This window comes from Pseudomonas putida (assembly GCA_029953615.1).
GTDB lineage: Bacteria > Pseudomonadota > Gammaproteobacteria > Pseudomonadales > Pseudomonadaceae > Aquipseudomonas.
In genome coordinates this window covers 1,817,569-1,831,401 of sequence record CP124529.1, presented here as the reverse complement: position 1 = coordinate 1,831,401, position 13,833 = coordinate 1,817,569, and the positions used below count along the sequence as shown (strand labels likewise).

Sequence of the window (13,833 nt, the reverse complement as noted above, 5' to 3'; positions counted from 1 at the left end):
CCGGTGCCATCTATCGCGTTGCCTGCTTCGCGGGCTTGCCCGCTCCCACAGGGATTGCGCAAGGCAATGGCTCCTGCGGACACCTCAGCCTTGGGAGGTTCTCAGCAGATGCGCCTCGATATCCTTGCGCCGCTCACCCAATGACAGGCGCAACCCCGGGTGGCGCAAACACTGGCGCAGTTGCTCGGGCTCCATGTGGCCATGGCGGGCATTGAGGTTCTCCAGGGCCTTGTCCCACCAGGCCGGCGCGCAGGCGCGGTCGAACTCGTTGGCATAGGGGTAGCAGCCATACAGCAGCTCGCGGGCGAACTGGCGTTCGTGGCGGGGCAGGGTCATGCTCAGCGCCTTGTAACCCAGGCGTTGCAGGGCTGGTGGCCGTGGTAGCTGGTCATTGACCAGCGGCACGTCGGCCTGCGCCGCCTGGCTCAGCAGGTCGTGGCCGTGCTTGCGCAGCCAGGCCTGGATCTTGGCGCGGAACTGCGCCTTGCGGCTCCAGTAGTGGTGGATGACATCGGTGCATTCAGCCAACTCCAGCGTGCGGTAGGCCGCCACCGCCAGGCAGAACTCCTCGAGGGTATAGGCTTCGCGAGCCAGTGGGTGGAACTCGTCCATCAAGGCGATGGAGCGGTCCAGGGTGCCGGCGTCTTCGGCAGTGAGGCCGATCACCCCTGAGTTGACCAGTGGCATCTGGCAATCGGCCAGGCCCCGGGATTCGAGGATGGCCAGCAGGTTCTTGTACAGCAGGCACTTCTGGTTGCTGCCGTAGCGCGCGCCGATGGCATTGCACAGCAGGCGGCCTGGGGCTACCCGGGCGAACAGCTCCAGCGGCGACTTGCGGAAGAAGGTGTCGGTGTCGATCAGCACTGCCAGCGGGTGATCCTGCAGCACCTGGCGCAACAGCACATGCTTGCTGCGAAAGTGATAGCCGTGGGGGGCGTTCCATGCCTTGCGCGTGGCTTCGTCCAGCAGGTGTACGCTGACCGGAAGGCCGGTATAGGGCTGCGGGTTGTCGGTGTAGACCTGGATGTCCATGGCTTCGCCTGGGCCCAGGTGGGCTAGGGCACTGACGATGCTGAAGCAGGCTTCCTGATGGTAGGTTGCCGGGCCAAAAGCCAGGTAGACGAGCTGTGGACGCGATGGCTGGGGGGGCTGCATGGCAGGCAAGACCTGTGTAACCGGAAAATGAATAAGGCTTTAGTCTATGACCAAAGCCTTAATCAAATCTTAAACAGATTTTGCAAAAAATTTCAGCGTGGCAGCTTCAGGTTGTTCCAGATCGCCAGGCTCGGCTCGGCCTGGTTCAAGGTGTAGAAGTGCAGGCCCGGTGCGCCGCCTTGCAGCAGCTGTTCGCACATGCGAGTGATCACTTCTTCGCCGAAAGCCTGGATGCTGGCGGTGTCGTCGGCATAGGCTTCCAGCTGCTTGCGGATCCAGCGCGGGATCTCGGCGCCACAGGCATCGGAGAAGCGCGCCAGCTTGCTGTAGTTGGTGATCGGCATGATGCCGGGTACCACCGGGATATCCACGCCCAGTTTCTGTGCCCGCTCGACGAAGTAGAAGTAGCTGTCGGCGTTGAAGAAATACTGGGTGATGGCGCTGTCGGCACCGGCCTTGACCTTGTGCACGAAGTTGGCCAGGTCAGCCTCGAAGTTGCGGGCCTGGGGATGCATCTCCGGGTAGGCGGCCACTTCCAGGTGGAAGTGATCGGCGGTTTCCTGGCGAATGAATTCGACCAGGTCGCTGGCGTAGCGCAGTTCGCCACTGGCCATGCCCATGCCCGATGGCAGGTCGCCACGCAGGGCGACGATGCGCTTGATGCCAGCGGCCTTGTATTCGGCCAGCAGAGTGCGCAGTTCGGCCTTGGTGTCACCTACGCACGACAGGTGCGGCGCGGCAGGTACCTTCACTTCGCTTTCCAGCTGCAGCACGGTGTTCAGCGTGCGGTCGCGGGTCGAGCCACCGGCACCGTAGGTGCAAGAGAAGAAGTCCGGGTTGTAAGCGGCCAACTGGCGGGCGACGCCCATCAGCTTTTCGTGGCCGGCATCGGTCTTGGTCGGGAAGAACTCGAAACTGTAACGGCGTTCCTGGGACATCAGGCGTTCCTCTAGCAGCAAGCTTCATGCAGCGGGCTGCAAGTAAAAGCCAGATCGGTTATGGCCGGCCTGGCTTGGGCATCGTTCAAGATCCTTGATGCTTGAGCTGCAAGCGGCAATGGCACGGTCTGCCTTTGATTGCCGCTTGAAGCTTCAAGCTGGCCGCTTAGTAGCGGTAGGCGTGTGGCTTGAACGGGCCTTCGACGGTGACGCCGATGTAGTCGGCCTGCTGCTTGGTCAGCTGGGTGACCACGCCGCCGAAGCCGCGGACCATTTCCAGGGCCACTTCTTCGTCGAGCTTCTTCGGCAGAACTTCAACGGTCAGGCGCTCGGCTTTCTTCTCAGGCGACAAATCGGCGAATTTCTGCTCGAACAGGAAGATCTGCGCCAGTACCTGGTTGGCGAACGAACCATCCATGATGCGGCTTGGGTGGCCAGTGGCGTTACCCAGGTTGACCAGGCGGCCTTCGGCCAGCAGGATCAGGTAGTCGTCGTTCTGCGGGTCGAAGCTGCCAGCGCCGGTACGGTGGATCTTGTGCACCTGCGGCTTGACCTCTTCCCAGGCCCAGTTCTTGCGCATGAAGGCGGTGTCGATCTCGTTGTCGAAGTGGCCGATGTTGCACACTACGGCACGCTTCTTCAGCGCCTTGAGCATGTTGGCGTCGCAGACGTTGACGTTACCGGTGGTGGTCACGATCAGGTCGATCTTGCCCAGCAGGGCCTTGTCGATGCTGGCTTCGGTGCCATTGTTGATACCGTCGATGAACGGCGAAACCACTTCGAAACCGTCCATGCAAGCCTGCATGGCGCAGATCGGGTCGACTTCGGTGACCTTGACGATCATGCCTTCCTGACGCAGGGACTGGGCCGAACCCTTGCCCACGTCACCGTAACCGATCACCAGGGCCTGCTTGCCCGACAGCAGGTGGTCGGTACCGCGCTTGATGGCGTCGTTCAGGCTGTGACGGCAGCCGTACTTGTTGTCGTTCTTGCTCTTGGTGACCGAGTCGTTGACGTTGATCGCCGGGACCTTCAGTTCGCCCTTGGCCAGCATGTCCAGCAGGCGGTGCACGCCGGTGGTGGTTTCTTCGGTCACACCGTGCACGCGCTCCAGCACTTGCGGGTACTTCTTGTGCAGCAGTTCGGTCAGGTCGCCACCGTCGTCGAGGACCATGTTGGCGTCCCATGGCTGGCCATCCTTGAGGATGGTCTGCTCCAGGCACCACTCGTATTCTTCCTCGGTTTCACCTTTCCAGGCGAACACCGGGATACCGGCGGCGGCGATGGACGCGGCGGCCTGGTCCTGGGTGGAGAAGATGTTGCAGGACGACCAGCGCACTTCGGCACCCAGGGCAACCAGGGTTTCGATCAGCACGGCAGTCTGGATGGTCATGTGGATGCAGCCCAGGATCTTCGCACCCTTGAGCGGTTGCTCGGCCAGGTACTTGCGACGCAGGCCCATCAGTGCAGGCATTTCCGATTCGGCGATGATGGTTTCGCGACGGCCCCAGGCGGCCAGGGAGATGTCGGCGACTTTGTAATCGGTAAAACCGGCAGGCATGTTTGCAGCGCTCATGAGAGCCTCCATTCGTAGTGTGCGAATGGGCGCCGTTGTGCGTTAAGCGCCCGCGAGAGCGAGCAACGCCCCATCCGAGCCTGACAGGCCTAGCCTGCTGCAGCGCCCCTCGGACGGGTGGCGGGCATGGCGCCGCTGTGGGCGGCCATGTGAAGCGGCGAAGATTATAGCCGCGCCCGTCGGCTTGCCCAAGGCTTTCTGTCGATTAATCGCGACGATAGTCGATGTTCAATGGAGCGACAGCGGCCGCTCTGCCATCATTGCTACACGTTATCCAGGCAGGTCAGGAGTACAAATGAACTTTCATACCCGCAAGTGGGTTAAACCCGAAGACCTCAACCCAAACGGCACTTTGTTCGGTGGCAGCCTGCTGCGCTGGATCGACGAAGAGGCAGCGATCTACGCCATCGTCCAGCTGGGTAACCAGCGCGTGGTGACCAAGTACATATCGGAAATCAACTTCGTCAGTGCCTCGCGCCAGGGCGACATCATCGAGCTGGGCATCACCGCCACCGAGTTCGGCCGTACCTCGATCACCCTCAAGTGCGAAGTGCGCAACAAGATTACCCGCAAGGCCATCCTCACGGTCGACAAGATGGTCTTCGTCAACCTTGGCGAGGATGGGTTGCCGGCGCCGCATGGGCGGACCGAGATCAAGTACATTCAGGACCAGTTCCCTGATTCGGCGGTGGAATAAGATCAGTGTTCGGCGCTTCGCGGGCTTGCCCGCTCCCACAGGTACGCCACCGTTTCTGAAACTTGTGGTGTACCTGTGGGAGCGGGCGAGCCCGCGAAAAGGCCGGAAACTATCTCAAGGCTGGGCGCTGACCTTGCGCACCACCCGCCCGATGCTCAACCCCTGCACCAGGATCGACGACAGCACCACGATGTAGGTGATCGACAGCAGCAGGTCACGCTCATCGCCCTGCGGCAGCGACAGTGCCAGGGCCACCGACACACCACCGCGCAGGCCACCCCAGGTCAGCACTCGCACCGTGCCCTTGGGTACCGGGCGCCAGCGCCGCAGCAGCACGATCGCCGGGGCCACGGTCAGCAGGCGCGACAGCAACACCGCCAGCGCCAGTACGCTACCGGCCGCCAGGTGCATCCAGTTGAATGGCAGCAGCAACAGCTCCAGGCCGATCAACGCGAACAGCAGGGCGTTGAGCATGTCGTCTATCAGTTCCCAGAAACCGTCCATGTAGCGACGGGTCATGTCGTTCATCGCCAGGTTGCGCCCCAGGTTGCCGATGATCAGCCCGGCCACCACCATGGCGATTGGCGCCGAAACGTGCAGCTCGTAGCACATCGCCGAGCCACCGATGACCAGCGCCAGGGTCAGCATCACTTCCACCTGGTACTGCTCGACGCTCTTGATCATGCGGTAGGTGGCGTAGCCGATCAGGCCGCCGAACAGCACGCCGCCAATGGCCTCGCGGACGAACAGGATCGCCGTGTAGGCCATGCTCGGCGTTTCGCCCAACTGGATGATGCCCAGCAGCACGGTGAACACCACCACAGCGGTGCCGTCGTTGAACAGCGACTCGCCGACGATGGTGGTTTTCAGCGGTTTGGAGGCATTGGCGGTACGCAGCGCGCCCAGCACGGCAATCGGGTCGGTGGGCGAGATCAGTGCACCGAACAAAAGGCAATAGATCAGCGGTACCTGCCAGCCGAACAGGGCGAACACCCAGTGCGACAGGTAGCCGATGACTACGGTGGCAATCAGCACGCCGACGGTGGCCAGCAGGCCGATGGGCCAGCGGTAGTTGCGCAGGTCGGAGAGGTTGACGTGCAAGGCGCCGGCGAACAGCAGGAACGCCAGCATCCAGTGCATCAGCAGGTCGTTGAAGTCGATCTGGTTCATCAGCCCTTCGACGCGCGCTTCCAGGCCGGGGAAGCCGATCAGGCTCAGGCCCTGCAGCATCAGGGAAAACAGCAGCGCCGTGACCATCACGCCGATGGCGGGGGGCAGGCCGATGAAGCGGTAATTTACATAGGTGAGGAGGGTGGTGAGGCAGATAAATGCGGCAACTAGTTCAAGCATCCCGAATCCTGTAACAGTGGCTTCCAAGTCATAACCCGAACGGCTCGGGCAGTTCTTTGATGAACTGGCGCGGGGTTCGGGACACAGGCTTTGACCGGATTCGTTCCAATCGTTCCCGTACAAGGGGCTGCTGCGCAGCCCAATCGCCGGCAAGCCAGCTCCCACAGGGACTGCACATGGCTTGAGTTCAATGCGGTCCGATGTGGGAGCTGGCTTGCCGGCGATTGGGCCGCACAGCGGCCCCCGAACGCTATATATTCACAGCCATAAAAAGCCACAAGGATAAGAAGGCGTGCTGGCAACTTCCCTGGTGCTGGTCGCTGCCCTGCTGCATGCGACCTGGAATACCCTGATCAAATTCAGCGGCGAGCGCCTGCTGGTGATCGCCAGCATGGATACGGTGGCGTTGGCCTTCGCGGTGCTGGCGGTGCCCTTCGTCGAGGTGCCGCCGGCCACCATCTGGCCTTGGCTGCTGGCTTCGGCGCTGGCCGAGCAGTTGTACCGCTTCCTGTTGATCCAGGCCTACCGCGTGGGCGACCTGGGGCTGGTCTATCCTCTGATGCGCGGGCTGTCGCCGCTGGTGGTGCTGGGGCTGACCCTGGCCTTTGCCGGCGAGTCGCTGAGCCAGCAGCAGATCATCGGCATCCTGCTGATCCCCTGTGGCATGGCTTGCCTGCTGTGGCAGGGTGGCGGCGGTGACCGGCTGCCCTGGTCGATGCTGCCGGTGGTCGCCCTGATTGGCCTGTGCATAGGTTGCTACACCTGGTTCGACGGCCAGGCCGTGCGCCTGTGGGGTAAGCCCTGGGATTACCTGGTGTGGCTGACCTTGCTCAGTGCCTGGCCCTTCCCGCTGCTGGCGAGTGTGGCCCGGCGGGCGCCATTCGTGCTGTTCTGGCGCCTGCAGTGGCGCCTGGGGCTGGCGGTGGGGTTGTGCGTATTGCTCAGTTACGCGCTGGTGCTGTGGGCCATGCATCTGGGGTCGGTGGCCGAGGCGGCGGCACTGCGCGAATTAAGCGTGATTCTGGTGGTGCTGCTGGGCATGCGCTACCTGAAAGAACCTTTTGGCGGGCCGAGACTCCTAGCTTGCGGGCTGGTGTTGGCCGGCATGCTGGTAATGAAGCTTTGACCTGAAGACTGAACAAGGAGTCCTGTCCATGACTGTTGCCCTGTGGTGCATCCTGATTGCGCTGGTCTTGCCGCCACTGTGTGGTTTGATCGCCAAAGTCGGTAGTGGCCGCTTCCGGATGCGCGACAACCATGACCCGCGTGCGTTCCTGGATACCCTGTCCGGGCTGCCGCGGCGCGCGCATGCCGCCCAGCAGAACAGTTTCGAAGCCTTTCCGGCATTTGCTGCGGCGGTGCTGGTGGCGGATATCGTCGGCAATGCCGAGCAGGTGACCCAGGATGTGCTGGGGGTGATGTACATCACCAGTCGGCTGCTTTACATCATCTGCTACCTGGCTGACTGGGCTGCCTTGCGATCGCTGGTGTGGTTTGCCGGGATGGCGATGATCGTGGCGTTCTTCGTGGTTTCCATCTGAGACCGCGTTGCCTTCTTCGCGGGCAAGCCCGCGAAGAATCTACCACCGATCAAGGCACTTTCGGCACCTCAGGCAGCGGCTTGCCCTTGGGCCACAGCATCCAGATCTGCCCCTGCTGCTTCATGTTCCCGGCCAGTTCCCCGGCCTCCGGGCCGGTGCCCCAGAATAGGTCGGCCCGCACCTCGCCAGTAATCGCCCCGCCGGTATCCTGAGCCCCCACTGGCCGTACTACCGGCGTACCGTCCGGGCGTGTGGTGGAGAGCCACAGCAGGCTGCCCAGCGGAATCACCTTGCGGTCGATGGCCACGCTGTAGCCAGCGGTCAGCGGCACGTTCAGCGAACCTCGCGGCCCTTCGTTGCTGTCCGGGCGGGTGCTGAAGAACACATAGCTGGGGTTGCTGGCGAGCAGTTCAGGTACCCGCTGCGGGTTGGCCTGGGCCCAGGCATGGATAGCACCCATGCTCACTTCTTCCTTCTTCAACTGGCCCTGATCCACCAGCCAGCGCCCGATCGGCCGGTAGGGGTGACCATTCTGGTCGGCGTACCCCAGGCGCAGCTGGCGACCATCTTCCAGTTGTACCCGGCCGGAACCCTGGATCTGCAGGAACTGCAGGTCCATCGGGTCGGTCAGCCAGGCCAGCACCGGTGCCTTTACGCCGTCACGGTTGATCACCTCGGCGGTGTCGTAAGGCTTGAGCACCCGGCCGTCAAGGCGACCGCGCAGGCGCTTGCCCTTGAGTTCGGGGTACACGCTGGCCAGGTCGACCACGATCATGTCTTCGGGTACGCCGTAAACTGCCACATGGTTGGTTGCCGACTGGCTCAGGCTGCCGGGGTAGACCGGTTCGTAGTAACCGGTGATCAGGCCGTTGGCATTGTTTTCGGCCGAACGCAGGCCGTATACCTGCAAGTTCTGTTGCAGGAAGGCGCGCACCTGCAAGGCATTGTCGGGCACGCTGGCGGCTGCTTCGCAGGTGCTGGCCCAGACGGTATCGCGCTTGAGCTTTTCACAGCCGTTGCGCCAGGCCTGGAAGCCGGCCACCAGGTCGCTGTCGCTGACGGCAGGCAGGTCCTGCCAGGTGGCATTGGCGTAGGTGGCGATGGCGTGGGGCTCGGGTTTGGCGCTTTCGCCACCGTTGCAGCCGGCCAGCAGGGCCAGCGCCGGGAGTGTCCAGGCCAGATGGCGCAGGGCAGATTTCATGAGTACGTTCCTGTCATGGGTGAACATGAATATTCACCCCTGTTTTTTATGTGGCTATTGGTCTTTGGCCCTTGGGCGGCGATACTGGCCGCCCATTTGCCTAGGCCGAAGTGACCGTGATGTTGAAGCGATTGACCGTTGTACTGCTGGCAGCAGTGGCCCTGGGTGGTTGTGACCGGGTTGACCCGAACTCCCCGCTGGGCAAGCGCAAGGTGATCTTCAAGGACATGCTCAAGACCAGCGAAGACCTGGGCGGCATGTTGCGTGGGCGGTTGCCGTTCGACGGGGTGAAGTTTGCCGACGGTGCGCTGAAGCTGGACAACCTTTCGCGCCAACCCTGGCAGCACTTTCCACAGGCGCGTGATGGTGGTGACAGTAGCGCACGGGCCGAGGTATGGGAGCGTCAGGCGCGCTTTCATGACCTGGCCCGGCAGCTGGAAGGCGTCACTGGCGAACTGGTCGATGTCACCCGCGGCCAGCCGCTGGACGCTGCGCAGTTGAAGGCGCCCATGGACAAGGTCGAAGCGGCTTGCAAGGCCTGTCATACCGAGTTTCGTAATCATTGATGGCCTGTTGCGGCCTCATCGCCGGCAAGCCAGCTCCCACAGGTATCACGCTGCCCTTGAGTGCAATGCAGTACCTGTGGGAGCCGGCTTGCCGGCGATGAGGCCAGTAAAGGCAACGCCTTATTCGAGTCTCTGTCAGCGATCCAGATCGTCCACCGCTTCCTGCAGTTCCTTGCGTGACTCGGCCAGCTTGTCCTTGCGCTTGTTGATCTTTTCCGAATCGCCTTTCTTCTCGGCTTTTTTCAAGTCCTTTTCCCGCTGCGCCACTTCGTGACGGGCTTCGAGCACCTTCTGCTCACGTTCCTTGCGCAGCCCGGCATCGGTGCAGTTTTCGACCCCTCGCAGTGCCGCTTCGAGCCCTGCGGCCTGGTCGTTGTTGCCGTGGTCTCGGGCAATCTTCAACTGGTTCTCGATGGCGCTGCGCTTGGCGGCGCAACCGGTCAGGCCGGCATCCGGCTGGGCCGCCTGTACGGCACCAGCGGCCAGGCCTAGTGTCGCGAGCAGGAAAAGGGTTGAAATACGTTTCATGAAAAGCCTCCTTGACGGGGCGGGGCAGCAAAAGTTGGGGGAAATCCTGCCTTGGTTTTGCCCATTTAGAAACCCTTGTTGGGGTTTTCCGGTTGAATCTCGGGATTTCTCTACAGGCAAATTGGTAAGAATTCATTGCTCGATGCTCTGCCTGTCGATCCGGAATCCGTCGATCCCGGCCTTCGCCAGTTGCGCTGCAATGGCTTGAACCTCGGTACTCGCAAAAAAACCTGCAAGCTGTTGCCCGCGCTTTTCGCCGATACCGGGCATGGCTTGCCATTCGAGGTTTGTGCGGGCAGCAAGCTCCAGCCAGTCGCCTGTCACCTGCATGCCGGCGGGGGTTGGCGCACCCAGTCCGCGCAAAGCCATTGGGCAAACGGCCGTGAGCGTGCTTGGTCGAAACTGCCGAGTAACTGCGCAGCTGTCGCGTCGCTGATGCCGGTTACCTGGCCCAGGCGCTCGGCATCCAGATGCAGCCAGTCGGTCATCGATGTCACCAGCCCGGCAGACACCAGCCGGCGCCAGGTGCCAGTGCCGGTGCGGGGCAGGGCCAGCCCCTGCTTGCCGCTGAGCCAGGTCAGTCGGGCAATGAATTGGTCCTGGCAGCCTGCGCTGATCTGCCAGCAACTGTGGGCATGATGTTGACCGGGCGCTGGTACGGCGACCGGTTGGCGCTCGGTGGCGCGGTGCACCACTTGTTCCAGGCGCGGGATGGTCAGCCCGGCAAGGCTGACGGCCACCTGGTCACCGGGGCGGATGTCGAGCTTGAGCCAGCGTGCCAGCGAGCCCAGGCTCACCTGGGTGATGCGCCGGTCATCGAGGGTGACCGGCAGCACCTGCAAGACGGGTGTAACCCTACCGGTGCGGCCGACGCGGAAGCGTACATCGCGCACTTCGGCCAGGGCCTGCGTGTACGGGTGCTTCCACGCTGCGATCCAGTAGGGGGCCTTGGCCTGCCAGCGCTCTGCCGGTGGCCGGACGCCTTGGCGGAGCACCACGCCATCGGTGGCGAAGGGCAGGGGTGAGCGGTACCAGTACTCGCGCCAGTGCGCCGCATCGTCTGCGGTTTCTATGCCGACGCTGTAATCCTGGCTGTGCGCAAAGCCCAGTTGTGCCAGCTGTGCGAGGCGTTCGGCCTGCTGCTCGGGGCCCTGCGGCCAGTCCCACACGAACAGGCCGATGCGCTCGCCTTGCTCACGCCCCAGCTGCTTGCGAGCCAGCAGCCCGGCTACCGTGCCTCGGGCGTTGGCGCTGCCAGCCTGGGCTTGCACGTGCGCGTCCAGGCGCAGGTACAGTTCGCCCTGCAGTTGCAGGTCGATGGCCAGGGGCAGCTGCCGATTGATGGCGTGGAGCTGGGGAATGTGACGGCTCCAGTCGTGCCCCTGCACGCCGTCGCCACGGCTGATCAGCTGCTCCAGCCGGCCCTGTCGGTAGATGAGCGAGACCGCTACGCCATCGACCTTGGGCTGTACCCACACATCGGCCTTGCCGGCCAGCCAGCGTTCTACAGCCGCGCGGTCGGCCAGCTTGTCGACGCCGGTATGCGGCACCGGATGCGGGATTGGCCCGCCAGCACTGGCCAGCGGGGACTGGGTGATCGCGATGCCAAAGCATTGCTGTAGGTGCACCAGGCGCTGGCGGCTCTGGTCGTACAGTTCATCGGCCACCAATGCGATGCCCTGACGATGGTAATGGTCGTCCCAGCGGGCAAGTGTGGCGCGCAGTCGGCTCACTTCAGCCTCGACTTGTTGCGGGTTCCAGGCGGGGCATGTGGCGGCACGTGCCAGGGGGGAATTAAGCGTCAACAGCAGGGCGAGCAGCAGCATGAACGGCATGGCCAGCATCCTTGCATGGCGGGTGGGAGCCATCAGACTAGGAAGGTTGCGTGCGGGTCGCCATGCAGCGTTTGTCAGCCCATATGTCACAAAAAAGCCCCAGCCGATTGCTCGGCAGGGGCTTTCGACCAGCGCTGCAGGAAAACTTACAGGCCGGCAGCGTCACGCAGCGCCTGGGCGCGGTCGGTGCGTTCCCAGGTGAAGGTAGTGAAGGTGTCGTCGCCGACCGTCTTCTGCTGCGGGGTACGGCCGAAGTGGCCGTAGGCAGCGGTTTCCTGGTACATCGGGTGCAGCAGGTCGAGCATGGTGGTGATGGCGTACGGGCGCAGGTCGAAGCACTCGCGCACCAGCTGGACGATCTTGTCGTCGGAGATCTTGCCGGTACCGAAGGTATTGATCGAGATGGAGGTCGGCTGGGCCACGCCGATGGCATAGGAAACCTGGATCTCGCAACGTTCGGCCAGGCCGGCGGCGACAATGTTCTTGGCCACGTAGCGGCCGGCGTAGGCGGCGGAACGGTCGACCTTGGACGGGTCCTTGCCGGAGAACGCGCCACCACCGTGGCGGGCCATGCCGCCATAGGAGTCGACGATGATCTTGCGCCCGGTCAGGCCGCAGTCACCCACCGGGCCACCGATGATGAAGTTGCCGGTCGGGTTGATGTGGTACTGGGTGCCCTTGTGCAGCAGTTCGGCAGGCAGGGTGTGCTTGACGATCAGCTCCATCACGGCTTCCTGCAGGTCTTTCTGCGAAACCTCAGGGTTGTGCTGGGTCGACAGCACCACGGCGTCGATGCCGACCACCTTGCCATTTTCGTAACGGCAGGTGACCTGCGACTTGGCGTCCGGGCGCAGCCATGGCAGCAGCTTCGATTTGCGCGCTTCGGCCTGGCGCTCGACCAGGCGGTGCGAGAAGCAGATCGGTGCTGGCATCAGCACGTCGGTCTCGTTGCTGGCGTAGCCGAACATCAGGCCCTGGTCACCGGCGCCCTGGTCTTCCGGACGGGAGCGGTCGACGCCCTGGGCGATGTTCCACCGACTGCTTGCCGATGATGTTCATCACGGCGCAGGTGGCGCCGTCGAAACCGACGTCGGAGCTGTTGTAGCCGATGTCGATGATGACCTTGCGCACCAGTTCTTCCAGGTCGACCCAGGCCGAAGTGGTGACTTCGCCGGCGATGATGGCAACACCGGTCTTGACCAGGGTTTCGCAGGCTACGCGGGCGTATTTGTCCTGAGCGATGATGGCATCAAGGACGGCGTCCGAAATCTGGTCGGCGATCTTGTCCGGATGCCCTTCGGACACGGACTCGGAGGTGAAAAGGGAGTATTCGCTCATCTCGAAGGTTCCTGAAATTTACCGATGGTGTATGTCGCCAGCCGTCCGCTGGAAATGGCGGACCTGGATCTGGAAACCGTTACGCAAGCCCACGTACAGGCTGTCCCCGGGGGACAGCCCGGCGGCGTTGGCCCAACGGGCCAGGTCGTCCTGTTCGAAGCCAAGCCACAGGTCGCCGCAGGCTTCGCGCGCCCACCCCTGGTCATGGCTGCACAGTTCGGTTACCAGCAGGCTGCCGCCTGCCTTCACCCGTTTGGCCAGCTGGCGCAAGGCCAGGGCCGGGTCGCTGAAATGGTGCAGCACCATGTTCAGCACAACGCAGTCGGCGGCCACATCCGTTGCACCCAGTGCATCGGCCAACTGCAGGTTCACGTTGTCGAGCCCCTCGCGCTGGCACACCTGGCGCGCCAGTTCGAGCATGGTCGGGCTGTTGTCCAGCGCGGTGACCTGGGCGAAGCGCCGGGCCAGGTCGGGGAGGAAGCCACCGTCGCCGGGGCCGACCTCCAGGGCGCTGGCGGCCGGGTCGAAATTCAGTTTGTCGAGCAGCGCCAGCAGGCTTTCGCGGTACTGCGGCAGGCCGGCGATCAGGTCTTGCTGGGCGCGGAACTTCTCTTCCACGCGCAGGAAGAAGTCCTGGCTGGTGGCAGCGCGGCGTTGCTGTACCTGGGCGATGCGCGCCTGCACATCGGGCGGCAGGGTCAGGTCATCGACCTCTTCGAGCAGTGCCGCATGCAGCCGACCGCCCAGGCGCAGGCTGTCGGGCAGGGCACGGCGGTAGAAGATGGCATTGCCTTCGCGGCGGGTCGCCACCAGCTCGGCCTGGGCCAGCACCTTCAGGTGGTGGCTCATGCCCGACTGGCCCACGTCGAAGATCTGCGCCAGCTCCAGCACGCCGAACGAGTCGTTGGCCAAGGCGCGCAACACGTTCAGGCGCAGCTCGTCGCCACTGGCTTTGCACAGGGCGGCCAATGCTTCGCGTTGCTCGGGGATCGATTGCGCACGGAGGTTCATGGGGCGGCAGTCTAGACATGCATCGTTGCCCTCGCAAGGCCAATATCAAAAAGTTTTGATATTGGCGGATGGGCGGAGTGCTAGCCCCGGATTTTTA

General features: G+C 63.2%; 11 protein-coding genes, 2 pseudogenes and 1 riboswitch. Of the genes and pseudogenes, 4 read left to right on the top strand and 9 right to left on the bottom strand.

Annotated elements, in window-relative coordinates; translation table 11 throughout:
- Positions 1 to 84: 84 nt before the first annotated feature.
- The 3 genes from QIY50_08460 to ahcY form a co-directional block, all read right to left on the bottom strand.
- Complete coding sequence (locus QIY50_08460) at positions 85 to 1,155, bottom strand: hypothetical protein (GenBank protein ID WGV22198.1); 1,071 nt, start codon at positions 1,153 to 1,155, stop codon at positions 85 to 87.
- A 92-nt stretch (positions 1,156 to 1,247) separates the two neighbouring features.
- Positions 1,248 to 2,093 (bottom strand): methylenetetrahydrofolate reductase [NAD(P)H], encoded by an 846-nt coding sequence (metF, locus tag QIY50_08455; protein WGV22197.1) that lies wholly within the window; start codon positions 2,091 to 2,093, stop codon positions 1,248 to 1,250.
- A 166-nt stretch (positions 2,094 to 2,259) separates the two neighbouring features.
- A complete protein-coding gene (gene ahcY / locus QIY50_08450) occupies positions 2,260 to 3,669 on the bottom strand; it encodes an adenosylhomocysteinase (protein WGV22196.1) in 1,410 nt (469 codons plus the stop codon).
- A 20-nt stretch (positions 3,670 to 3,689) separates the two neighbouring features.
- Positions 3,690 to 3,786, bottom strand: a riboswitch (S-adenosyl-L-homocysteine riboswitch).
- A 178-nt stretch (positions 3,787 to 3,964) separates the two neighbouring features.
- Here ahcY and QIY50_08445 point away from each other — a divergent pair.
- The gene (locus QIY50_08445; GenBank protein WGV22195.1) at positions 3,965 to 4,366 is read left to right on the top strand and encodes a hotdog domain-containing protein; all 402 of its coding nucleotides are present in this window, start codon (positions 3,965 to 3,967) and stop codon (positions 4,364 to 4,366) included.
- 114 nt (positions 4,367 to 4,480) lie between these two features.
- Here QIY50_08445 and QIY50_08440 read toward each other — a convergent pair whose 3' ends face one another.
- A complete protein-coding gene (locus QIY50_08440; protein ID WGV22194.1) occupies positions 4,481 to 5,716 on the bottom strand; it encodes a sodium:proton antiporter in 1,236 nt (411 codons plus the stop codon).
- A gap of 292 nt (positions 5,717 to 6,008) precedes the next feature.
- Between QIY50_08440 and QIY50_08435 the strand changes: the two genes are divergently transcribed.
- Positions 6,009 to 6,842, top strand: coding sequence for an EamA family transporter (locus QIY50_08435; GenBank protein WGV22193.1), 834 nt, complete (start codon positions 6,009 to 6,011; stop codon positions 6,840 to 6,842).
- Positions 6,843 to 6,870: 28 nt separating this feature from the next.
- The gene (locus QIY50_08430; GenBank protein WGV22192.1) at positions 6,871 to 7,257 is read left to right on the top strand and encodes an MAPEG family protein; all 387 of its coding nucleotides are present in this window, start codon (positions 6,871 to 6,873) and stop codon (positions 7,255 to 7,257) included.
- Positions 7,258 to 7,306: 49 nt separating this feature from the next.
- Here the strand turns inward: QIY50_08430 and QIY50_08425 are convergent, their stop codons facing one another.
- Positions 7,307 to 8,458, bottom strand: a complete 1,152-nt coding sequence (locus tag QIY50_08425; GenBank protein WGV22191.1) for a murein transglycosylase A — start codon at positions 8,456 to 8,458, stop codon at positions 7,307 to 7,309.
- A 119-nt stretch (positions 8,459 to 8,577) separates the two neighbouring features.
- Between QIY50_08425 and QIY50_08420 the strand changes: the two genes are divergently transcribed.
- On the top strand, positions 8,578 to 9,024 hold the full coding sequence (locus QIY50_08420; protein WGV22190.1) for a cytochrome c: 447 nt from the start codon (positions 8,578 to 8,580) through the stop codon (positions 9,022 to 9,024).
- 135 nt (positions 9,025 to 9,159) lie between these two features.
- Here the strand turns inward: QIY50_08420 and QIY50_08415 are convergent, their stop codons facing one another.
- The 4 genes and pseudogenes from QIY50_08415 to QIY50_08400 all read right to left on the bottom strand — a co-directional run bounded on the left by QIY50_08415 (position 9,160) and on the right by QIY50_08400 (position 13,736).
- The gene (locus QIY50_08415; GenBank protein WGV22189.1) at positions 9,160 to 9,552 is read right to left on the bottom strand and encodes a DUF1090 domain-containing protein; all 393 of its coding nucleotides are present in this window, start codon (positions 9,550 to 9,552) and stop codon (positions 9,160 to 9,162) included.
- Positions 9,553 to 9,684: 132 nt separating this feature from the next.
- Positions 9,685 to 11,387, bottom strand: a pseudogene (ligB, locus tag QIY50_08410) (NAD-dependent DNA ligase LigB).
- A 146-nt stretch (positions 11,388 to 11,533) separates the two neighbouring features.
- Positions 11,534 to 12,725: pseudogene (gene metK, locus QIY50_08405) on the bottom strand (methionine adenosyltransferase).
- 18 nt (positions 12,726 to 12,743) lie between these two features.
- Entirely contained in the window at positions 12,744 to 13,736 is a 993-nt protein-coding gene (locus QIY50_08400; protein WGV22188.1) for a metalloregulator ArsR/SmtB family transcription factor, read from the bottom strand.
- Between the last annotated feature and the right edge of the window lie 97 nt (positions 13,737 to 13,833).